At 63.2% G+C, this 19,670-nt stretch carries 18 protein-coding genes; 12 read left to right on the top strand and 6 right to left on the bottom strand.

The genetic code is table 11. The features are described from left to right. Window positions 1-255 precede the first annotated feature (255 nt). Genes BUE21_RS00570 through BUE21_RS00555 form a run of 4 tightly spaced genes read left to right on the top strand, consistent with a single transcriptional unit; the run spans window position 256 to window position 4,230 of the window. Complete coding sequence (locus tag BUE21_RS00570; protein WP_073353342.1) at window positions 256-1,209, top strand: MbnP family copper-binding protein; 954 nt, start codon at window positions 256-258, stop codon at window positions 1,207-1,209. Further along, window positions 1,209-2,411, top strand: a complete 1,203-nt coding sequence (locus tag BUE21_RS00565) for a methanobactin export MATE transporter MbnM (protein WP_200796666.1) — start codon at window positions 1,209-1,211, stop codon at window positions 2,409-2,411. The genes BUE21_RS00570 and BUE21_RS00565 overlap by 1 nt, the downstream gene beginning before the upstream one ends. Beyond that, window positions 2,398-3,654, top strand: a complete 1,257-nt coding sequence (locus BUE21_RS00560; protein WP_073353340.1) for a TonB-dependent receptor — start codon at window positions 2,398-2,400, stop codon at window positions 3,652-3,654. Before BUE21_RS00565 ends, BUE21_RS00560 begins: the two co-directional genes overlap by 14 nt. A 51-nt stretch (window positions 3,655-3,705) precedes the next feature. Further along, window positions 3,706-4,230 (top strand): copper chaperone PCu(A)C, encoded by a 525-nt coding sequence (locus BUE21_RS00555; RefSeq protein WP_073353338.1) that lies wholly within the window; start codon window positions 3,706-3,708, stop codon window positions 4,228-4,230. 253 nt (window positions 4,231-4,483) lie between these two features. Here BUE21_RS00555 and BUE21_RS00550 read toward each other — a convergent pair whose 3' ends face one another. Next, window positions 4,484-6,592 carry a TonB-dependent receptor plug domain-containing protein gene (locus BUE21_RS00550; protein WP_073353337.1) on the bottom strand — a complete coding sequence of 703 codons (2,109 nt, stop codon included), beginning with the start codon at window positions 6,590-6,592 and terminating at the stop codon, window positions 4,484-4,486. A gap of 482 nt (window positions 6,593-7,074) precedes the next feature. On the opposite strand from BUE21_RS00550, the gene lldP reads away from it, so the two are divergent. From lldP to lldD, 3 genes are read left to right on the top strand one after another with little or no spacing between them, the layout of a single operon-like run. Next, the gene (gene lldP / locus BUE21_RS00545) at window positions 7,075-8,694 is read left to right on the top strand and encodes an L-lactate permease (protein ID WP_073353336.1); all 1,620 of its coding nucleotides are present in this window, start codon (window positions 7,075-7,077) and stop codon (window positions 8,692-8,694) included. 35 nt (window positions 8,695-8,729) lie between these two features. After that, window positions 8,730-9,527, top strand: a complete 798-nt coding sequence (gene lldR / locus BUE21_RS00540; RefSeq protein ID WP_073353335.1) for a transcriptional regulator LldR — start codon at window positions 8,730-8,732, stop codon at window positions 9,525-9,527. After that, window positions 9,524-10,669, top strand: a complete 1,146-nt coding sequence (gene lldD / locus BUE21_RS00535) for an FMN-dependent L-lactate dehydrogenase LldD (protein WP_073353333.1) — start codon at window positions 9,524-9,526, stop codon at window positions 10,667-10,669. The genes lldR and lldD overlap by 4 nt, the downstream gene beginning before the upstream one ends. Here the strand turns inward: lldD and ybeY are convergent. Together ybeY and BUE21_RS00525 are read right to left on the bottom strand one after the other, a co-directional pair. After that, a complete protein-coding gene (gene ybeY / locus BUE21_RS00530; RefSeq protein ID WP_073353533.1) occupies window positions 10,660-11,115 on the bottom strand; it encodes an rRNA maturation RNase YbeY in 456 nt (151 codons plus the stop codon). The two genes, lldD and ybeY, sit on opposite strands and share 10 nt — an antisense overlap. A gap of 55 nt (window positions 11,116-11,170) precedes the next feature. After that, complete coding sequence (locus BUE21_RS00525) at window positions 11,171-12,124, bottom strand: PhoH family protein (RefSeq protein ID WP_073353530.1); 954 nt, start codon at window positions 12,122-12,124, stop codon at window positions 11,171-11,173. An 80-nt stretch (window positions 12,125-12,204) separates the two neighbouring features. Here BUE21_RS00525 and ruvA point away from each other — a divergent pair, with 80 nt between their 5' ends. Further along, the gene (gene ruvA / locus BUE21_RS00520; RefSeq protein ID WP_073353331.1) at window positions 12,205-12,771 is read left to right on the top strand and encodes a Holliday junction branch migration protein RuvA; all 567 of its coding nucleotides are present in this window, start codon (window positions 12,205-12,207) and stop codon (window positions 12,769-12,771) included. A 124-nt stretch (window positions 12,772-12,895) separates the two neighbouring features. After that, window positions 12,896-14,098 carry a zinc metallochaperone GTPase ZigA gene (zigA, locus tag BUE21_RS00515; protein ID WP_084522586.1) on the top strand — a complete coding sequence of 401 codons (1,203 nt, stop codon included), beginning with the start codon at window positions 12,896-12,898 and terminating at the stop codon, window positions 14,096-14,098. Here zigA and ybiB read toward each other — a convergent pair. Both ybiB and BUE21_RS00505 read right to left on the bottom strand, forming a co-directional pair. After that, on the bottom strand, window positions 14,095-15,018 hold the full coding sequence (gene ybiB, locus BUE21_RS00510; RefSeq protein WP_073353326.1) for a DNA-binding protein YbiB: 924 nt from the start codon (window positions 15,016-15,018) through the stop codon (window positions 14,095-14,097). The two genes, zigA and ybiB, sit on opposite strands and share 4 nt — an antisense overlap. Before the next feature lie 259 nt (window positions 15,019-15,277). Further along, window positions 15,278-16,552: an MgtC/SapB family protein gene (locus BUE21_RS00505; protein ID WP_200796665.1), complete on the bottom strand. Its 1,275-nt coding sequence runs from the start codon at window positions 16,550-16,552 to the stop codon at window positions 15,278-15,280. A gap of 327 nt (window positions 16,553-16,879) precedes the next feature. On the opposite strand from BUE21_RS00505, the gene trpE reads away from it, so the two are divergent. After that, window positions 16,880-18,400 carry an anthranilate synthase component I gene (trpE, locus tag BUE21_RS00500; protein WP_073353528.1) on the top strand — a complete coding sequence of 507 codons (1,521 nt, stop codon included), beginning with the start codon at window positions 16,880-16,882 and terminating at the stop codon, window positions 18,398-18,400. After that, window positions 18,397-18,735 carry a chorismate mutase gene (locus tag BUE21_RS00495; protein WP_073353322.1) on the top strand — a complete coding sequence of 113 codons (339 nt, stop codon included), beginning with the start codon at window positions 18,397-18,399 and terminating at the stop codon, window positions 18,733-18,735. The genes trpE and BUE21_RS00495 overlap by 4 nt, the downstream gene beginning before the upstream one ends. On the opposite strand, the gene BUE21_RS00490 is transcribed toward BUE21_RS00495, so the two are convergent. Next, on the bottom strand, window positions 18,736-19,329 hold the full coding sequence (locus BUE21_RS00490; protein ID WP_143164349.1) for a hypothetical protein: 594 nt from the start codon (window positions 19,327-19,329) through the stop codon (window positions 18,736-18,738). On the opposite strand from BUE21_RS00490, the gene BUE21_RS14300 reads away from it, so the two are divergent. Further along, window positions 19,328-19,570 (top strand): hypothetical protein, encoded by a 243-nt coding sequence (locus BUE21_RS14300; RefSeq protein ID WP_143164348.1) that lies wholly within the window; start codon window positions 19,328-19,330, stop codon window positions 19,568-19,570. The two genes, BUE21_RS00490 and BUE21_RS14300, sit on opposite strands and share 2 nt — an antisense overlap. Window positions 19,571-19,670: the final 100 nt, after the last annotated feature.

The following is a 19,670-nucleotide window of genomic DNA, read 5'->3' as shown; positions in this document are numbered from 1 at the left end:
CCTTGTTCCGACAGGGCGTGCGGGTGCTTCGGGCATGGCCCTTCCCTTTAGGAACCGCTGAATCATTCCTCCCGGCCGCCGCATTCCCCTCTCGGGTGGTCTGCTGCGTTGGCTTTTGGGGTCAATAGCACCACTATTGACCCCAAAAACCGCCTTGCAACCCATCCCGACAGGGCGCGCGGCGACTCGGACGGAATGAATCAGCGTTCCCTTTATCGGTGACGGTGGGATGGCCCGCCGTCTGGAGTCACACCCATGAAACATTCTTTGCGTTCTGCTTCCGTTCTGTCCCGTTCCCTGCGGAACCCTGTCGGCTTCGCGGCTGTCGCCACCCTGCTGGCTGCCTGTGGTGGAGGCGGCGATGGCGGCACTCCCGGCCCGGTCGGGCCACAGGCGGTGGCCATCGAATTCGCGGCCTATGCGGGCACTGCGCCCGTGGCCTGCGATACCACCCTGACCGGGCTGGGCACCACCCAGGCCCGCGCGGCCTTGAGCGATCTGCGCTTCTATGTGGCCAATGCGGCCTTGATCGACACGGCGGGCAATGCCGTGCCGCTGACGCTGGATGCCAGCGAATGGCAGATTCAGCAGGAAGGCGACAGCCTGGCCCTGATCGACCTCGAAAATGCCGCAGATGCCTGTGCCAGCAAGGGCACTGCCACCACCAATGCCCGCATCGTCGGCACCGTGCCTGCCGGAGACTACCGGGGACTGCGCTTCACCGTGGGCGTGCCCTCGCGCTGGAACCACACCGACTATGCCGCCGCCACCGCGCCGCTGGACGTGGGCGCACTGGCATGGTCGTGGCAGGCCGGGCGCAAGTACCTGCAACTGGAACTGAAACCCGAAGGCGGCGTGCAGCGACCCGCACCGGCAGCGGCTGGAACCACCTTCCACATTCACCTGGGCGCGACGGGCTGCACCGGCAACCCCGTGACCGGCGAAACCGTCAGTTGCAGCCGTCCGAACCGCGCTGCCGTGCAACTGGCCAACTTCAACCCGACCACCGAGAAAGTGGTGCTGGACATTGCCGCGCTGTTGCGCAATTCCGACATTCGCCAGGACCTGGGCAACTCGGTGGGCTGCATGTCCGGTGCGTCCGACCCCGAATGCGCGGCCATCTTTGCGCAGTTCGGGCTGGATTTGAGTGCAGGCACTCCGCTGGGCGATCAGGGCGTGCAGTACGCATTTGCCGCACGGAGCAAATGATGCCGCGCCGCCGCCGTTATTTCGGGGGCAGACCTTCCCTGCTGCTGGCCACGGCCCTGTGGCTGACCGCCTGTGGCGGGGGAGGCGATACCACGGTTGTGGACGAAGCAGGCTCCAGCGGCAGTGGCTGGACATGGCAACTGCCCGCCTTCTTCCCCACCCCCAAAGTGCCCGAAGACAACCCCATGACCGAAGCCAAGGTGGAACTGGGACGCTACCTGTTCTACGACACGCGCCTGTCGGGCAATGGCACGCAGTCCTGCGCCAGTTGCCATCATCAGGACAAGGCATTTACCGACGGGCTGGCACGCTCCATCGGCTCGACCGGGCTGGTGCATCCGCGCAACGCCCAGAGTCTGGCCAACGTCGTCTATCTGCCCACCCTCACCTGGGCGAACCCCGCGCTGGTGACTCTGGAGAAGCAGATGGAAACGCCGCTGTTCGGCGACGATCCGGTGGAAATGGGCGTCAATGACCACAACAAGGCCGAAGTGCTGGGCCGCTTGCAGGTCGATGCCCGCTACCAGCGCATGTTCGCCCAGGCCTACCCGCACCATGCCGCGCCGCTGAACTGGGAAAACGCGATTGCCGCGATTGCCAGCTTCCAGCGCAGCATCCTGTCGGGCAACAGCCTGTACGACCGCTACCTGCGTGGCGAGGCCGAACTCTCGCCCGCCCAGGTGCGCGGCATGAACCTGTTCTTTGGCGAAAAGGCTGAATGCTTCCACTGCCACAGCAGCTTCAACTTCAACGACCAGATCATCCACGCCAACAGCCGCCTGGTGGATACGCCATTTCATAACACCGGCCTGTACAACATCGACGGCAAGGGCACCTACCCGGAAAGCCTGGGCGCGTATGAAATCACCTTCATTGCCGAGCACATGGGCGCGTTCCGTGCCCCCAGCCTGCGCAATGTGGAAGTCACCGCGCCCTATATGCACGATGGCAGCATCACCACGCTGGAAGAAGTGGTCGCCACCTACGCGGCAGGCGGGCGCAACATCACCGAAGGGCCGTATGCGGGCGATGGCCGCGCCAATCCGTTCAAAAACGACTTCATCGGCCAGATCGACCTCAACGCACAGGAACAGGCCGACATCGTCGCCTTTCTCAAAAGCCTGACCGACCACGAACTGCTCACCAATCCGGCCTACGCCAACCCATTCACCACGGAGGGCCTTGCCGATGCGCAACCCTGATACCTCCCGCCCGACTGCCCGGCACCGGCATGGTCGCGCCTTCTCGCTGGCAGCCTGCCTGCTGGCGGGAGCCTGTGCATCGGTGCAGGCCCACGAAGCCAGCGACCACATTCCCGTGCAGCGCGGCTTCCAGCTCAATGCCGCCGTGGCCGCCCATTACCTGCATGCCGACGACCCCTTGCCCGGTCGCAGCCTGCCCGGTGTACTCGATATGGGCAACACCCCGGAAGACCAGCGCGATGGCTATCTGGAGCATGCCGTGCTGTCGGCCGGAGCACGGCTGCATCCCATGCTGGGTGCAAGCCTGGGCGTGGGCAAACACGGCAACGACCCCTGGCACGTTGAAAACGCCTGGCTGGAATGGCGACCGCGTGCCACCGCCGAATGGAGCATCGGCGCGGGGCGCAACCGCGTTCCGGTCGGGCAGGTCATCGATGCGGGCGGGCACTTCGACGTATTCGCCCAGATGCCGCTGGCCAAGCGGGCCGTATTGGAAGGCGACTGGGTGGAAGATGGCCTCAGCCTGAACTGGCAGCCGCACCGCCAGGGCTGGCTGCGCCCGATCGAGCGCGTTGATTTCGGGCTGTGGAATGCGCGGCGTTTTCCCGGCTCCGACAACGCCTCGCTCGCGCCGGTCGTGCGCATCCGCGCCCATGCCGGTGCCCGCGTGGTGCTCGACGGCTTTGCCAGCCGCATCCGTGCCAAGGAGCGCGGTAGCCACATCCAGCGGCCCGAAGTCGGCCACAGCCACACCGCCCCTGATTGTGGCGTTTCGCTGGCACAGGTCACCTGCTTCGATGGCGACGTGAACCTGCTGGGCCTGAGCCTCGACTGGCGCACGCCCGTGCCGCAGGTGCAGGTACAGGCCGCAGCACTCTGGCGGCAGGAGAAAGGCAGCCTCTACGGCCAGAGCAGCACCACCGACTACCGGGGCCGCACGCGGGGCGGCTGGCTGCAACTGCAATGGCAGCCCGCACCGCGCTGGAACCTGGCCGTGCGGCACGAATGGCTCAAGGCCAGCCACCACCTGCAAGGCTCGGGGGCCAGCCTGCTGGCACGCGAGGCCGGACTGTCGCCCAATCACCCGGCCCGGCGCAGCACCGCCGCCATCGCCTGGCAGCCGTGGCGGGACTGGAGCGTCTCGCTGGAAGCGGGCACGGAACGCAACAGCGGCCAGAACAACGACTTTTACGGCATTCGCCTGCGCTGGCAGCCCGAACGCCTCATCAGCCGATCCATCTGATGGATGGCCGCCCTCTTTTTTATTTCACCAACCCAAGAAAGGAACCACACCATGTTCACATTCCAACGCTGGAAAACCGCCCTGCTGGGCAGCTTCTTCCTGGCCGCCGCAGCCGCAGTGCAGGCACACGGCTTCAACGTTGGCGACCTCGCCATCAGCCACCCCCATGCGCGGCCGTCCCTGCCCGGTGTGCCCAACACCGCCGCATGGTTTGGCGTGCAGAACCAGGGCAAAACCGACGACCGCCTCATCAGCGCGAGAGCCGCCATTGCCAGCCGCACGGAAATCCACGACATGAAGATCGAGAACGACATCATGCGCATGTTCCAGGTGGAAGGCATTGATATTCCCGCCGGCCAGAGCATCAAGCTCGGCGACGGCAACAAGCTGCACATCATGCTGTTTGGCTTGCAGCAACCCCTGAGTGTGGGCGACAAGTTCCCGCTGACCCTCCAGTTTGAAAAAGCCGGAACCGTGGACGTGGAAGTCTGGGTCGAAGCCCCCCGCAAGTCCGGTGACGCGGCAGCGGAGCACGATCACCATCAGCACAACGACACGGCCCCAGCTGCGCAGTGACCAAACCCAGGCAGCAGCTCCGTTGCTGGAAAGCCTGCAAAACTCTGGCGGTAGGAACGTGTTCACGATTTCAGAACAATACTGTGTTCAGTCCAGAAAAGCACCTGTCATTCCCGCGAAAGCGGGAATCCAGTAGCAAGGTATCCCATGGAAAAGCAAGGTGTTCTTTGGATACGTCGTCACTGGATTGCGGGTCAGGCCCGCAATGACGGTGCTACTGGTACGGCATCGCTCTGAAATCGCAAACACGTTTTCAGAACTGCCAGTCCACTCCCAGGCGCAGACTGCGGCCCGGCTCCAGGCTGCTGTACTCCTGACCGGCCTGGGCGTTGGCGGTGGTGTTGGTCTGCAAGGTGCGCACACTGGTGTGCCGGGCGTAGCGTTTGTCGAGCAGGTTGTCGATGCCCAGGCGGATGCGGAGCTGCTGCCGGTAGTGCGGTGGGGTCCAGATGGCTTGCAGACTGTGGGTGGCGTAGCCGGGTTTTTCCGGGCGGTTGGCGGGCAGGTCCTTGAGGCGTTGCACGGCAGTGAGGGTGTAGCCCAGTTGCCAATCGGGATGCGCCTGCCAGAGTGCGTCGAATGCGAAGTGGTCGCCGGTGGAGATGCCTACGCGTGCCGATTCGCCGCTGGTGTCCATGGGCTGGCCGTTGTAGTTGCGCAGGGTGCTGTGGCTGTAGCTGGCACTGAGTGTCCAGGTCGGCAGGCTCCAGTGCGAGCGCAGTTCAAAGCCTCGACTGGTGATGTCGTCCGGGGCGTTGTAGATGCGGTCGGTGACCCCGGCAGAACCTTCGCCGGGGACGATCTGGTAGTCTCGGATGCGGGTGTTGAAGACGGTCAGCTCAACACCGGCATGGTCACCGGCTTGCCAGAGTTCGCGGCCATGCCAGCGCAGGCCCCATTGTTTCTGGATGCTGCGCTCGGCCTGTAGCTGGCCGTTGTCGCCCAGTGTGAAAGGGCGTGGCCGGGTGAAGTCGGGGCCGAGGAAGTATTTTTTCAGCCAGCCCGCCTGGTTGAGCTTGGCTCCGCGCACGGATTCGCCATAGCCTGCAAACAGGGTGATGTCGTGCCGGGCGGTGCTCCATGCCTGCCATTCGGTGCTGAGGTTGGGGGCGGTTTCGGTGCCACGGCTGCGGTAGCCGTTGGCATAGTCGCTGCGGTAGTGGTCCACGCGCAGGCCGCCCGAGATCAGCCAGTTGCCCCAGACGATGCGATCTTGCACATACAGGCCCGTGTTGCGGGCTTTTTCGTTCAGGCGCAGGGCCAGGTTGTCGTCTTGCAAGATGCCCTTGTCCTGAAAATGATCCACGCCGGTCTTGAGTTCGTGGCGTGCGCTGCCGGTGGTAAAGCGGGCGGTGTTGTGCAGGTCACCCCCGGTGCTGCGGGTGAGCCAGTTTTCGGCGCGGTCATTGCCCGCGTTGTTGAAATCACCATACAGGTCGATGCTGCTTTCGTTGCCGTACAGCGTGGTGTGCAGATCGAGCAGCGCAGTGTGCGGTGACTGGTAGCGGTGGCGCAGGCTGAGGGTGTCGCGGGTGAACTCCTGGGCATCCAGTGCCTGGGTGGCGTTGTTGGTTTGCCAAGGGAAGTTGGCGCGCAGGTAGCCGCCTTCGTTGGTGTTGCGCTCGGCACTGAGCCACAGGCTGTGGCCTTCCTGTGCCAGCACGCTGGCCTTGAGCAGGTAGCTGCCGCGCTGGCCGTCACTGGCTGGATTTTTGTCGCCACCACCCACGCGCACCAGGTCGTTATTGAGGCGGCGTGCGTAGGCCAGCAGTCCGAGCCGGTCGCCGACCAGCGCGTAGGCGGAGGTAGAGCCGCCCAGGGTGCGGTCGGCACTCTCGTACTGCAAGCCCAGCCGTGCGCCGCTGTGCTGGCCGGGGCGCAGCAGGTCTTGTGCATCCACGGTTTCAAAGCGCACGCTGCCGCCCAGTGCACCGGGGCCGACATCGGCAGGGGCGGGGCCAGCCTGTATCCGCACGGCCTTGAGCAGCAGCGGATCGACACTCAGCCGCCCCTGGTGGTGAAACAGGTTGGCCCCTTGGCGCGCGCCGTCGATCTGCACGTTCATGTTCAGGTCTTCGATGCCACGCAGGAACATTTTCTGGCCGTTGCGGCTGCCGACTCCTGCCTGCACGCTGGCATCGGTGGCAAAGATGTCTTGCAGGTCAATCGCCTGGGTGCGTTGCAGGCGTTCGGTGTCCAGGGCGTATTGGCCGGGGGCATCGTCTGGTACGTCGGCCTTGACCTCGACTTCAGGAAGGCTGTGGCTTGCCGGGGCATTGGCATCTGCATTGCCGAAGGCCAGAGGGGTGAGGCACAGGGCGATGCAGGCCGTTGCCAGGGCATGGGGGCGGAACAGAAACATGGGATGATTGCCTCTAATGAAAGATCATTATTATATTTTAATAATCTAATTATATGAATTGACTGGCTGCACGGCTGTCTGTCTGACAGGGAGCTGAGGTTGTCTCTGGGGCGATGGGTTTGGTTCGTCAGAAAGGGCGAACCGACAGTTTGGGGCTGATAAAGGGTTGGGTGTTGCTATATTGGTATTACCAATAATAAAAATGACTTTGCCCTGATGTTGAATTGTGAGTTGATTTGCATCTATCTGAAATTACAAGATATTTTGATGGATTATTATTGCTTCGCACGAATTCCACCGATGAATAAGGGTAATTACCAATCAGAATAGCCAGTGGTTTTTCCATAAAATCCTTTGCGCTGAGCAAACTGCTTTCATATTTGGTATTACCAATTGTCCGTATCAGAGTTTCTTTTTGAAGGAGCGGACGATGCTGTAGCCCCTGTTCAGCATCCCACCTCATTCAGCAGGAGACATATTGCATGGAACAAGTCTGGCTTCAAAATTACGATCCGGCCGGCAACATCTGGATTTCGGCGGCGGTGGCGATGATTCCCATCGTCTTTTTCTTTCTGGCCCTGACCAAGCTGCGCCTGAAGGGCTATGTGGCCGGCACGGTGACGGTGGCCCTGGCCTCGGTGGTCTATGGTTTTTTCTACGGGCTGTGGCCGATTGCGTGGATCATCGTGGCAGCGGTGTTCCTCTACAAGGTGTCGGTCAAGACCGGGCAGTTCGACATCATCCGCGCCTCGATTCTCTCGATCACGCCCGACCAGCGGCTGCAACTGATTCTGGTGGGTTTCTGCTTCGGGGCGTTTCTGGAGGGTGCGGCAGGCTTTGGCGCGCCGGTGGCGATCACGGCCGCCTTGCTGGTGGGCCTGGGGTTCAAGCCGCTGTATGCCGCCGGTCTGTGCCTGATTGCGAATACCGCACCGGTGGCATTCGGTGCCATGGGCATTCCGATCATCGTGGCCGGGCAGGTGTCGGGACTGGATCCGTTTGCCATCGGGCAGATGGCCGGTCGCCAGTTGCCGTTCATGACCATTCTGGTGCTGTTCTGGATCATGGCCATCATGGATGGCTGGCGCGGCATCAAGGAGACCTGGCCTGCCGTGCTGGTGGGGGGCGGCTCGTTCGCAGTCGTGCAGTTTCTGACGGCCAACTACATCGGCCCGGAGTTGCCGGACATCACCTCGGCGATTGTGTCGCTGGTGGCTCTGACGCTGTTCCTCAAGGTCTGGCAGCCCAAACATGTGTTCCGCTTTGAATCCCAGGAGCCTGCCACGAATGCGGCATCCGCTGTGCCGCAGGGCGCGCCGGTGCGGCTGAATCTGGGCACGGTGCTCAAGGCGTGGTCGCCCTTCATCATTCTCACGGCCATGGTGACGATCTGGAGCATCAAGCCGTTCAAGGCCCTGTTTGCGGCCAATGGCGCGCTGGCGGGCTGGGTGCTGAACCTGCCCGTGCCGTTTCTGCACAATCTGGTACAGAAAGCCCCGCCGATTGTGGCCGATGCCACGCCGTATGCGGCGGTGTATGCCTTCAACTGGTTCTCTGCCACCGGCACGGCGATTGTGATTGCGGCGGTGCTGACCATGCTGCTGCTCAAACTCAGCCCGGCCAAGGCCGTGGAAACAGCCGGCGAGACCATGAAGGAGCTGGCCCTGCCCATCTATTCGATTGGCATGGTGCTGGCATTTGCCTTCATTGCCAACTATTCCGGCCTGTCGGCCACACTGGCTCTGGCCCTGTCCCATACCGGCGTGGCATTTCCGTTCTTCTCGCCATTCCTGGGCTGGATTGGCGTGTTCCTGACCGGCTCCGACACCTCGGCCAACGCGCTGTTTGGCGCATTGCAGGCCACCACGGCGCAGCAACTGGGCCTGTCCGAAGTGCTGATGGTGGCTGCCAATACCACGGGTGGCGTGACCGGCAAGATGATCTCGCCACAGTCGATTGCGATTGCCTGTGCCGCCGTCGGGCTGGTGGGACGCGAGTCCGACCTGTTCCGCTTCACCGTCAAGCACAGCCTGATCTTCGCCGTCATCATTGGCATCATGACCACCTTGCAGGCCTATGTGTTTACGTGGATGATTCCGTGATGACACGCCCCATCCACTCTTGACGACACATTGCCATGCGCCTTTCCGACCAAGTGGCCCAGAAGCTCCTGAGCCTGATTCAATCCCGTGGCCTGCAACCGGGGCAGCGTCTGCCTGCCGAACGGGTGCTCTCGGGCGAACTGGGGGTTTCGCGGGTATCCCTGCGGGCAGCGATCCAGAAGCTCTCGGCGCAGGGCCTGCTGGTCAGTCGGGCAGGCGCGGGCACCTATCTGCAAGCCCATGCAGGCATGTGGGCGCAGCAGGCAGTCGATCCGCTGGCCGCCCTGATGCTGGCCGACCCGCAGTACCGCTATGACGTGCTGGAGGCGCGCCAGGCCCTGGAATCCAGCACCGCCTGGTACGCCGCGCAACGCGCCACGCTGGCCGACAAGGAGCAGATTCGCCGCTGCTTCGACACCATGGTGCAGCACCAGCAAAGCCGCGATGCCGATAAATCCGCCCGCGCCGATGCGCAATTCCATCTGGCCATTGCGCAGGCCTCGCATAACCTCGTGCTGGTGCAGGTCATGCAAAGCCTGTTCGATCTGATGCTCAACACCGTGACGCAGAACCGCCGCAGCATGTTCGTGCACGAATCCCCGCAGACGCTCGAACCGCTCACCCAGCAGCACCACGCCATCATGCAGGCTATTCTGGACGGCGATGCCGAAGGCGCGCGCGAAGTCATAGGCGACCACTTGCTGTACGTGCGCAGCCGACTGCGCCAGGCCGACGAGGATGCGGCACGGCAAGACCGCGCGCGCCGCCTGGTCACGGCCACGGCATCTTCTTCTCTCTTATCCGTGGAACATTCCAAGGACCCTTCCCCATGATTATTTCGTCTTCAACCGATTACCGCGCCGCAGCCCAAAAACGCCTGCCGCCCTTCCTGTTCCACTACATCGACGGCGGCGCGTATGCCGAACACACCCTGCGGCGCAATGTGGATGACCTCTCCGACATTGCCCTGCGCCAGCGCGTTCTGCGCGACATGAGCCAGCTCGACACCAGCATCGACCTGTTCGGGGAAAAACTTGCCATCCCGGTGGCCCTGTCGCCGGTGGGGCTGACCGGCATGTATGCCCGCCGGGGCGAAGTGCAGGCCGCCCGCGCCGCCGATCACAAAGGCATCCCGTTCTGCATGTCCAGCGTGTCGGTGTGCCCCATTGAGGAAGTTGCACCGCGCATCCAACGCCCCATGTGGTTCCAGCTCTATGTGCTCAAGGATCGTGGCTTCATGCGCAACGCGCTGGAACGCGCCCAGGCGGCAGGCTGCTCCACGCTGGTGTTCACCGTGGACATGCCCGTGCCCGGCGCACGCTACCGTGATGCCCACTCCGGCATGAGTGGCCCCCATGCCGCCCTGCGCCGCTACCTGCAAGCCGTGACGCACCCGCAATGGGCCTGGGACGTGGGCCTGTGTGGCAAACCGCACGACCTGGGCAACATCTCGCGCTACCTGGGCAAACCGACCGGACTGGCCGACTACATGGGCTACCTGGGCGCGAACTTCGACCCATCCATCTCATGGAAAGACCTGGAATGGATTCGGGACTTCTGGCAAGGCCCGATGCTCATCAAAGGCATTCTCGATGCCGATGATGCGCGCGATGCCGTGCGCTTCGGGGCCGATGGCATCATCGTCTCCAACCACGGTGGCCGCCAGCTCGACGGCGTGCTGTCATCGGCACGCGCCATGCCCGCCATTGCCGATGCCGTGAAGGGGCAGATCAAGATTCTGGCCGACTCCGGCATCCGCAGCGGCCTGGACGTGGTGCGCATGATCGCACTGGGAGCCGATGCCGCCATGATCGGCCGCGCCTACATCTACGCACTCGCCGCCGCCGGAGAAGCCGGAGTCACCCACCTGCTGGAACTGCTGGAAAAGGAAATCCGCGTGGCCATGACGCTGACCAGCGTGAAGAACATTGCCGAGATCAATGGGGATTTGCTGGTCGCCAACGCTCATTCATAGGGGTTGTCAAACCCCAATCCCGCCAGAATCTGAATTTCCCGCGCTTCCATTTCCTGGGCGTCGGCTTCGCTGGTTTCGTGGTCCCAGCCCTGGGCGTGCAGGGTGCCGTGTACCAGCATGTGGGCGTAGTGGGCTTGCAGGGATTTGTGCTGTTCCTGCGCTTCGCGGGCAATCACCGGGGCGCACAGCACCAGATCGGCCATGACCACGGGTTCGGTGCTGTAGTCGAAGGTCAGCACGTTGGTGGCGTAGTCCTTGTGGCGGAACTGGTGGTTGAGCTGGTGGCCTTCTTCGGTATCGACGATGCGCACGGTGATTTCGGCATCGCGCTCCAGCGCGTGGCGAATCCAGCGGGCCACCTGGTGCCGGGGCAGGGCGGCGCGGTGCGTGGCGGCATCGGTCAGGGTGGAGAATTGCAGCGACAGGCTCAGAGCGGGCATGGCCATGACGGGTTCTTTTCGGGTGGTGTGAGTGAGTGGTGGGTGGGGCAGGCGGTCGCGTTCATGCGGCGCGGTCTGGATGCGGAGGGGTGTGGGCATCGTAGGCATCGACGATGCGTGCCACCAGCGGGTGGCGTACCACGTCGCCGCTGTGAAATTCGGTGAAGGCAATGCCCTGGACGCGCTTGAGTATGTGGCGGGCATCGAGCAGGCCGCTGCGTGTGCCTTTGGGCAGGTCGATCTGGCTGGTGTCGCCGGTAATCACGGCCTTCGCGCCAAAGCCGATGCGGGTGAGGAACATTTTCATCTGTTCCGGCGTGGTGTTCTGCGCTTCGTCCAGGATGACGAAGGCGTTGTTGAGGGTGCGCCCACGCATGAAGGCCAGCGGTGCGATCTCCAGTGCGTTGCGCTCGAAGGCTTTCTGCACGCGGTCGAAGCCCATCAGTTCGTAGAGGGCATCGTAGAGCGGGCGCAGGTAGGGATCGACTTTCTGGGTCAGGTCGCCGGGCAGGAAGCCCAGCCGTTCGCCCGCTTCGACGGCGGGGCGGGTGAGCACGATGCGCTGCACGGCGTTGCGCTCCAGCGCATCGACCGCGCAGGCCACGGCCAGGTAGGTCTTGCCCGTGCCCGCCGGGCCGATGCCGAAGGTGATGTCGTGCTCGGCAATGTTTTGCAGGTACACGGTCTGGTTGGGCGTGCGTGCGCGCAGGTCGCTGCGCCGGGTGGAGAGGCGCGCGCTGCCGTCGGCTTCTTCATCCAGTGCGGTGCTGCTGGCCAGCATCAGGTGCAGGTGTTCGGCCGAGATGTCGCGCCCGGCGATTTCGTAGAGGGCTTGCAGCACTTCCATGGCGCGGGTGGCTCCGGCCCTGGTGCCTTCGACCTTGAAGTGCTCCTGCCGACGGCTGATGCGCGTCTGCGTGGCCACTTCGATGCTGCGCAGGTGCTGGTCGGCCGGGCCGCACAGATGGGCCAGACGCTGGTTGTTCGGGGGTTGGAAGGTGTGGTGCAGAATCACGCAGATAATCGCCGATGGTTGCGGTGGCGCGTGGGCAGGGTGCCCACGGGAAACCTGGTTTTCAGAAGGGAAGAATGGCAATGATAGGCAAATTGACAGGGCTTGTGCTGGAGAAAGCCCCGCCCCAGGTGCTGCTGGACTGCCACGGTGTGGGCTATGAGGTGCAGGTGTCCATGAACACCTTCTATCACTTGCCGCCGGAGGGCCAGAAAACAAGCCTGTGGACGCAGTTTATCGTGCGCGAGGATGCGCAACTGCTCTATGGCTTCGGCACGCTGGAGGAGCGTGCGGCTTTCCGTGAGCTGGTGAAGATTACCGGCGTGGGGCCGCGCACCGCGCTGGGCATTCTCAGCGGCATGAATGTGAACGATCTGGCATCGGCGGTGGCCTTGCAGGAAAGTGGCCGCCTCATCAAGGTGCCCGGCATCGGCAAGAAGACCGCCGAACGCCTGCTGCTGGAACTCAAGGGCAAGATTGCCGATGCCCTGCCGGTGGCCACGGTGGCGAGCCAGGCGCACAACGATATTGCGCAGGCCCTGATGGCCCTGGGCTACTCGGAGAAGGAGGCCACGGCTGCCCTCAAGGGGCTGCCGGAAGGCACGGGTGTGAGCGACGGCATCCGGCTGGCCCTGCAATCGCTGGGCTGAATGCGATTTTCAGGCGCGCCGGTGCAGGCGCAGGCATGGGCAGATGAAAAAGTGGCCATCGAGGGGCTTGACACTCTTGATACCATGATCTCATTTGAAGGCCAAAACGACCATGCCACACACGATGAATCTGCACACCGCCCGCCTGCCTGTCACGGTACTGTCGGGCTTTCTGGGAGCGGGCAAGACCACGCTGCTCAATCACATTCTGAACAACCGCGAGGGTCGCCGCGTTGCGGTGATCGTCAATGACATGTCGGACGTGAATATCGATGCCGATCTGGTACGCCAGGGCGGGGCGGAACTCTCGCGCACCGATGAAAAACTGGTGGAGATGAGCAATGGCTGCATCTGCTGCACACTGCGCGAAGACCTGCTGCTGGAAGTGAGCCGGCTGGCACAGGAGGGCCGCTTCGATCAACTGGTGATCGAGTCCACGGGGATTTCCGAACCCCTGCCGGTGGCCGAGACCTTCACCTTCGCCGACGAAACCGGCCGCAGCCTGGGCGATGTGGCGCGTCTGGACACGATGGTGACGGTGGTGGACGCGCTGAATTTTCTGTGCGACTACAGCACCCGCGACAGCCTTCAGGCACGCGGCGAGTCGCTGGGCGAGGAGGATGCCCGCACCGTGGTTGATCTGCTGGTGGAGCAGGTCGAATTCTGTGATGTGATCGTGCTCAACAAGACCGATCTGGTCGGCCCTGGGGAGCTGCAACGGCTGGAAGGCATCTTGAGGGGGCTGAACCCGCGTGCCCGCATCGAACATGCCCGCTTCGGGAAAGTGCCGCTGGAGTGGGTGCTGGACACCGGCCTGTTCGATTTCGAGGCTGCCGCCCAGGCACCAGGCTGGTTGCAGGAGTTGCGCGGCACGCACACGCCGGAAACCGAGGAATATGGCATCGGCAGTTTTGTCTATCGGGCGCGTCGGCCTTTCCATCCGCAGCGTTTTTACGACTGGGTGCAGCAGGAATGGCCGGGCGTGGTGCGTTCCAAGGGCTTCTTCTGGCTGGCCAGCGACCCGCACCATGTTGGCTCGTGGTCGCAGGCGGGTGCGGTGGCGCGGCACGGCATGGCCGGTTACTGGTGGGTGGCAGTTCCCCGCGAGCACTGGCCGCAGGATGCTGAGGCATTGCGTCTGATCGAGGAGAAGTGGGATGCGTCGGTGGGCGATGCGCGGCAGGAAATTGTGCTCATCGGCATGAACATGGACGAAGCGGCACTGCGCCAGAAGCTGGATGCCTGCCTGCTGACCGATGCAGAAATGGCCCAGGGGCCGCAGGGCTGGAAGCGGGCCTTTGCCAATCCATTCCCTGACTGGCACTAAACACCCTGCATCAACCGCAGCGCGTGCTGAATGTGCACGACTTGCCGTTGAATGGGGTCGGGCAGGGGAGAATCTCCGGCCAGCACGGCCTGAATGTAGCGGGCGGTGCTGGGGGCCGAGACATCCTGGGGCCAGTCGGGCACTTGCGTGATGCGCCCGGTCTGTGCCTCCTGCAAACGCTGGTGCAGGCCGCCGATGTAGGCATCGATGGCCTGCACGCGGCGGCCATCGGCCACGGATTCGCCTTCGATGCCACGCAGCAGCAGTGCGTCGGCGGCGATCTCGCGGTAAATCAGATTCATGGCGTGCAGGTATTCGGCGTGGGTGTAGCTGCCGACCACCAGTGCGCGTGTGGCACAGGGGTTGATGATCTTGACCAGACTGTGGGCCGAATTGCGCAGGCCCACGGTGTAGCGCACCTCCAGCAGGCGGTGCAATGCGGGCGAGAGCATGGCGATGGGCAGGTAATTGATGTGCTCGTCCTGCACGTCGGCCACCGACTCCAGCATCGGCACTTGCATGGCCTGCAACACCTGGGCAGAGGTGACACGGCCAGGCTCTTGTGTGCCCATGCCGTGGACGATGACGCGGCAACCGGCATTCACCAGACATTGCGCCAGCAACGGGGTCAGCACCGGAAACTTGCGCGCACCGTTGTAGCTGGGCAGTACCACGGTGGGGCGGCCAGTGGGAGCGGCGGGAACCAGCGTCATGCGTTCGCGCGTGGCATCGATGAAACCGGCCATTTCTTCGGCGGTTTCGCCCTTGATGCGCATGGCCACGCAGAAGGCACCGATTTCCAGATCGCTCACGCGCCGGTCGAGCACCCGACCGAACAGGTCGGCCGCGTGCAGGCGATCAAGCGCACGCGCACCGTCCCTGCCGCGCCCGATTTCCTTGATGTAGTGGCTGATGCTCATGGGGTATGGGTGTTAGGGAAGGTCTGCAAAACCCGTTGCGCCGCCCGCATCCCGCCACTAGGCGCATCGCCGCGTTGGATTCTGCGGTCAATAGCCCCGCTATTGACCGCAGAATCCGCCTTGCGCTGCATCCCACTGGCGGGCGCGTGCTTACCGCAAGGGTTTTGCAGACCTTCCTTAGAACAGGTTCTTACAGGCCTGCCGATGGAGCGGCCATTCTGCCATGTTCGTGCAAAACGGGTGGGGCTTGCCCAGGCAGTTATCCCAGCAGCATCCACAGCAGACCGGCTCCCAGTCCGGCCAGCCCCACGGGCAGCGTGGCCAGCAGCAATTGGCGGCCACCGACGATGCCGATCAGGGCCAGCTTGACCAGGCTGTTGCTGACCACTGCGAGGAAGATACCGTGCGTGGCCACGCGGGCATCCAGCTCGTGCAGGGCACTGCGCGAGAGCGACAGGGTGATGGCATCCACATCGGTCAGGCCCGCCAGCACCGCCACCACATACACCCCGGCATCGCCCAGATACACGCGCCCGGCTTGCACCAGCAGCAGAATCAGGGCCAGCAACCCGGCAAAGCGCAGGGCAGGCCCCAGCTCGAAGGGGTTGGAGAGCGGGGTGGCGGCCGTGGCGGTGGTGGCCTCTGCCTGCTGTTGTGCCCGCCACCAGAAATACAGCGCGCCGCCCAAGTACACGCCCATGCACACCAGCAAGGGGCCAAGCAGTGTGGTCAGCAGGGTCGGGTTGAGCACGCCCACTTCCAGCAGCACCCGCACGAACATCAGGCCCGAGGCCAGCAGCAGGCCGCTGGCCAGCAGCGGGTGCAGGGCGCGTTCCTTGCCCAGCTTGGCCAGCGTCAGGGTGACGGCGGTGGACGAGACCACGCTGCCCAGCACCGCAGTGAGCAGCAGCCCGTAGCGCGTGCCTGTCAGCCGGATCGCCACATACGCGGCAAAGCCCAGAGCGGCAATCAGCACCACCATCCACCAGATGCTGTAGGGGTTGAGCACCTGCCACGGCCCATAGCCCTGATTGGGCAGCACCGGCAGCACCACCAGCGAGATGAACAGCAGCTTGAACGTGCCCGACAACTCATCCCGGCTCATGCGTTGCAGGGCCCTGTGCAAACGTTCCTTCAGGCTCAGCACCAGTGCCAGCACCACGCCGCAGGCGGCCGCCAGCAGTGGCATTCCCGCCACCGAGAGACTGCCCAGCACGAAGGTGACCAGCAGGGCCAGTTCGGTGGTTGTGCCTGCATCGCCGGTGTGCCGCCAGTGCACCACATAGGCTACCACCGTGAACAGACCCACCACCAGCAACAGCACCGCCCAGGCCAGCGCGCCCAGGTGTTGCCCCATCAGCATGGCCAACCCGCCCAGCAGCGCGGCAATCCCGAAGGTGCGAATGCCGCCGCTCTGGCGCGGGTCTTCGGCCTCGCGCTCGCGCCAGCCCCGTTCCGCCCCGACCAGCAGGCCAATGCCCAGCGCGATGGCCAGTCGCAGCAGCTCGTCCAGTGCCATCGGTAAATCTGCCATGTACCGCTCCTTTGTCGCATCCTGCACAGGCCCTCATGGTACGCTGCCCGTACAAGCCGTGGTGGCCTTTTGCTTCGCCGTGGCAGGAGCCGACAAAGGTTTTTGCTAAACTATGCGGATGTTTATCCCAAGCGCATTCATCGTCGCAGACCGCGTTGCCGGTCAAGGAGCCTGGCTTTGGCGCAAGCCAGCCTGCTGACATGTGTTCTCCCACTCTTTGCGGTCTTGCCGTGGGCATCGTGCCCGATGCGGCAGGCCCAGCCGGATAAACTGCAAACCCCCACACTCTCCCTTGCTGGTGTTTTGCCCCTCAAGAAAGACATTCCCGTGACAAGCCAACAGGAATTTGATCGCCTGGCCGCCGAAGGCTACAACCGTATTCCCCTGACCGCGCAGGCGTTTGCCGATCTGGAAACTCCGCTGTCCCTCTACCTCAAGCTCGCCCATGCCGACCACGGTGGCCGCAACAGCTTCCTGCTGGAATCGGTGGTGGGCGGTGAACGCTTTGGCCGCTACAGCTTCATCGGCCTGCCCGCGCGTACCTGGCTGCGGGCACGGGGCTTCGGATCCGAGGCACGCACCGAAGTCGTCACCGATGGCACAGTGGTGGAAACCGCCAGCGGCAATCCGCTGGACTTCATTGCCGCCTACCGGCAACGCTTCCGCGTCGCCACCGCCCCCGACATGCCGCGCTTTGCAGGCGGTCTGGCCGGATACTTCGGCTACGACACCGTGCGCCACATCGAGAAAAAGCTGGAGCACACCTGCCCGCCCGATGACCTGCACCTGCCCGACATCCTGCTGCTGCACACCGACGAACTGGCCGTCATCGACAACCTCAGCGGCAAACTGCACCTGATGGTCTATGCCGACCCGGCCCAGCCCCAGGCTTACACAGCCGCGCAGCAACGCCTGCAAGCATTGCGCGAGCGTCTGCGCCAGCCCGTGCAAGTGCCTGCCGTATCGGCCAGCACCCCGCAGCCCGCCGTGCGCACCTTTGCCAAGGCCGACTACCTGCAATCGGTGGAGCGTGCCCAGGAACTGATTTTTGCGGGCGATTTCATGCAGGTACAGGTGGGCCAGCGCATCCAGAAGCCGTTTGCGCACAGCCCGCTGTCGCTGTACCGCGCCCTGCGTTCGCTCAACCCCAGCCCGTACATGTACTTCTACAACTTCAGCGGTGCGGACGAGGCGGGCAGTGACTTCCACGTCGTCGGCTCCAGCCCGGAAATTCTGGTGCGGCAGGAACAGACCGATGCGGGCGAGAAAATCACCATCCGCCCACTGGCCGGCACACGCCCGCGTGGTCAGACACCGGAGCAGGATCAGGCCGCCGAGCAGGAGCTGATTCATGACCCCAAGGAACGGGCCGAACACGTCATGCTGATCGACCTGGCGCGCAACGACATTGGCCGCATTGCCGAAATCGGCAGCGTCAAAGTCACCGAAGCCTTCGTGGTGGAGCGTTACAGCCACGTCATGCACATTGTCAGCAACGTGGAAGGCACGCTGCTGCCGGGCATGAGCAGCATGGACGTGCTCAAGGCCACCTTTCCGGCGGGCACGCTCACGGGCGCGCCCAAGGTGCATGCGATGGAACTGATCGACCAACTGGAGCCGGTCAAGCGCGGCATCTACGGTGGAGCCTGTGGCTACCTGAGCTATACAGGTGGCATGGACGTGGCCATTGCCATCCGCACCGGGGTCATCAAGAACCAGACCCTGTATGTGCAGGCCGCTGCCGGAGTGGTGGCCGATTCCGTGCCGGAAATGGAATGGCGCGAAACCGAACACAAGGCACGCGCGGTACTGCGTGCCGCCGAACTGGTCGAGGAGGGACTGGAATGAGCCAAACGAACGAACAACGCCCCGCCATTGAAAAAACCGCCCACTGCGCCAGCATGGCAGACGTGCGCCGCCACATCGACGCGCTGGACGACATCCTCGTGCCACTGCTGGTCGAGCGCGGCGGCTACATGACCCAGGCCGCCCGCATCAAGGACAGCGAACACCAGGTGCGCGACGAAGACCGCATCGAATTCATCGTCGCCCGCGTGCGCGAACGCGCCCAGGCCGAAGGCGGCAACCCCGATGTCATCGAAGCCATCTACCGCAGCATGATGGAAGCCTATATCGCCTTCGAACACCAGGAGTACGCCCGCCTGCGCCAGCAGGGGGAATAATCAGGGGTGGGGTCTTCGGGCGGATAGAGAACTTCCGTCCGGGTTGTCGGCCTGTGCCGAGATGACCCGGCGAATCCGGGCGATCCATGCCTTGGCCTGCCCATCGTCTGCGAAACAGATCAGTTCCACCTTGATGCCATCCGGCATTTGCAGTGCGACTTCCGGTTCATCGTAGGCAGGGTTTTCCGCCTTCAATCGAATCGTGGCAATCTCGACCGCGCCCAGTGGATAGTGCGTTGTCTGCTCGCCATTGAGGCCCTTGCGTTTCAGAACGGCCTCTCCCGTGCCTGGATCCAGCCGCAACTCGATGGACTTCGCAAACAGCGCGTAGTAAAGAGCCAGCATCCCAATCGATAGCGGGAAAATGAGAAAGAACAAGATAGCAAGCAGCAGCTCATGAAAATGGGGTCGATTCGTCCAATCGATTTGCTGCCACTGCACGATAAACACCGTCACAAACACCCCGGAGATGAGGCCGAACCACCCGGCAACCAGCCATCGAAGCCAACCCGACACATGGCTATGGAAGGCAATCGCCTGGCCATCAAGGGCCATTCCATTGGCTTTCTTTCGACTCGATCGAAAACGTTTCATGGCAACAAAACGCAGTGGGCGTGACTGGGGGATGGGCTTAGAACGTGTTTACGATTTTATGGCGATGCCGTACAAGCCGCACCGTCATTCCGGGCTTGACCCGGAATCCAGTGGCGACGTATCCAAAGAACACCTTGCTTCTCAATGGGATACCTTGCTACTGGATTCCCGCTTTCGCGGGAATGACGGGGGATTTTCTGTATTGAACAGTATTGTCCTGAAATCGGAAACACTTTCTTAAATGGACTGACCAGCCGGGCCTGTGAATATAGCCCGGCTGAGAAACCGCAGGTGCAAAAAAGCACTGCCCCGCTTCCATGAATGTATGGAGCGGGGCAGTG

The organism is Lampropedia hyalina DSM 16112, assembly GCF_900129055.1.
In the GTDB taxonomy this organism is placed as follows: Bacteria; Pseudomonadota; Gammaproteobacteria; order Burkholderiales; family Burkholderiaceae_C; genus Lampropedia; species Lampropedia hyalina.
The sequence above is the reverse complement of the archived record's forward strand: the minus strand, read 5'-3'. Positions and strand labels throughout refer to the sequence as shown.

Excerpts from the sequence above, each read along its gene's own strand:
- BUE21_RS14300 (WP_143164348.1), top strand. The coding sequence starts at position 19,328 with ATGGCAACAAAACGCAGTGGGCGTGACTGGGGGATGGGCTTAGAACGT.
- BUE21_RS00555 (WP_073353338.1), top strand. The coding sequence starts at position 3,706 with ATGTTCACATTCCAACGCTGGAAAACCGCCCTGCTGGGCAGCTTCTTC.
- lldP (WP_073353336.1), top strand. The coding sequence starts at position 7,075 with ATGGAACAAGTCTGGCTTCAAAATTACGATCCGGCCGGCAACATCTGG.
- BUE21_RS00570 (WP_073353342.1), top strand. The coding sequence starts at position 256 with ATGAAACATTCTTTGCGTTCTGCTTCCGTTCTGTCCCGTTCCCTGCGG.
- lldR (WP_073353335.1), top strand. The coding sequence starts at position 8,730 with ATGCGCCTTTCCGACCAAGTGGCCCAGAAGCTCCTGAGCCTGATTCAA.
- zigA (WP_084522586.1), top strand. The coding sequence starts at position 12,896 with ATGAATCTGCACACCGCCCGCCTGCCTGTCACGGTACTGTCGGGCTTT.
- lldD (WP_073353333.1), top strand. The coding sequence starts at position 9,524 with ATGATTATTTCGTCTTCAACCGATTACCGCGCCGCAGCCCAAAAACGC.
- BUE21_RS00490 (WP_143164349.1), bottom strand. The coding sequence starts at position 19,329 with ATGAAACGTTTTCGATCGAGTCGAAAGAAAGCCAATGGAATGGCCCTT.
- BUE21_RS00505 (WP_200796665.1), bottom strand. The coding sequence starts at position 16,552 with ATGGCAGATTTACCGATGGCACTGGACGAGCTGCTGCGACTGGCCATC.
- BUE21_RS00565 (WP_200796666.1), top strand. The coding sequence starts at position 1,209 with ATGCCGCGCCGCCGCCGTTATTTCGGGGGCAGACCTTCCCTGCTGCTG.
- BUE21_RS00495 (WP_073353322.1), top strand. The coding sequence starts at position 18,397 with ATGAGCCAAACGAACGAACAACGCCCCGCCATTGAAAAAACCGCCCAC.
- BUE21_RS00550 (WP_073353337.1), bottom strand. The coding sequence starts at position 6,592 with ATGTTTCTGTTCCGCCCCCATGCCCTGGCAACGGCCTGCATCGCCCTG.
- ybiB (WP_073353326.1), bottom strand. The coding sequence starts at position 15,018 with ATGAGCATCAGCCACTACATCAAGGAAATCGGGCGCGGCAGGGACGGT.
- ybeY (WP_073353533.1), bottom strand. The coding sequence starts at position 11,115 with ATGGCCATGCCCGCTCTGAGCCTGTCGCTGCAATTCTCCACCCTGACC.
- BUE21_RS00560 (WP_073353340.1), top strand. The coding sequence starts at position 2,398 with ATGCGCAACCCTGATACCTCCCGCCCGACTGCCCGGCACCGGCATGGT.
- ruvA (WP_073353331.1), top strand. The coding sequence starts at position 12,205 with ATGATAGGCAAATTGACAGGGCTTGTGCTGGAGAAAGCCCCGCCCCAG.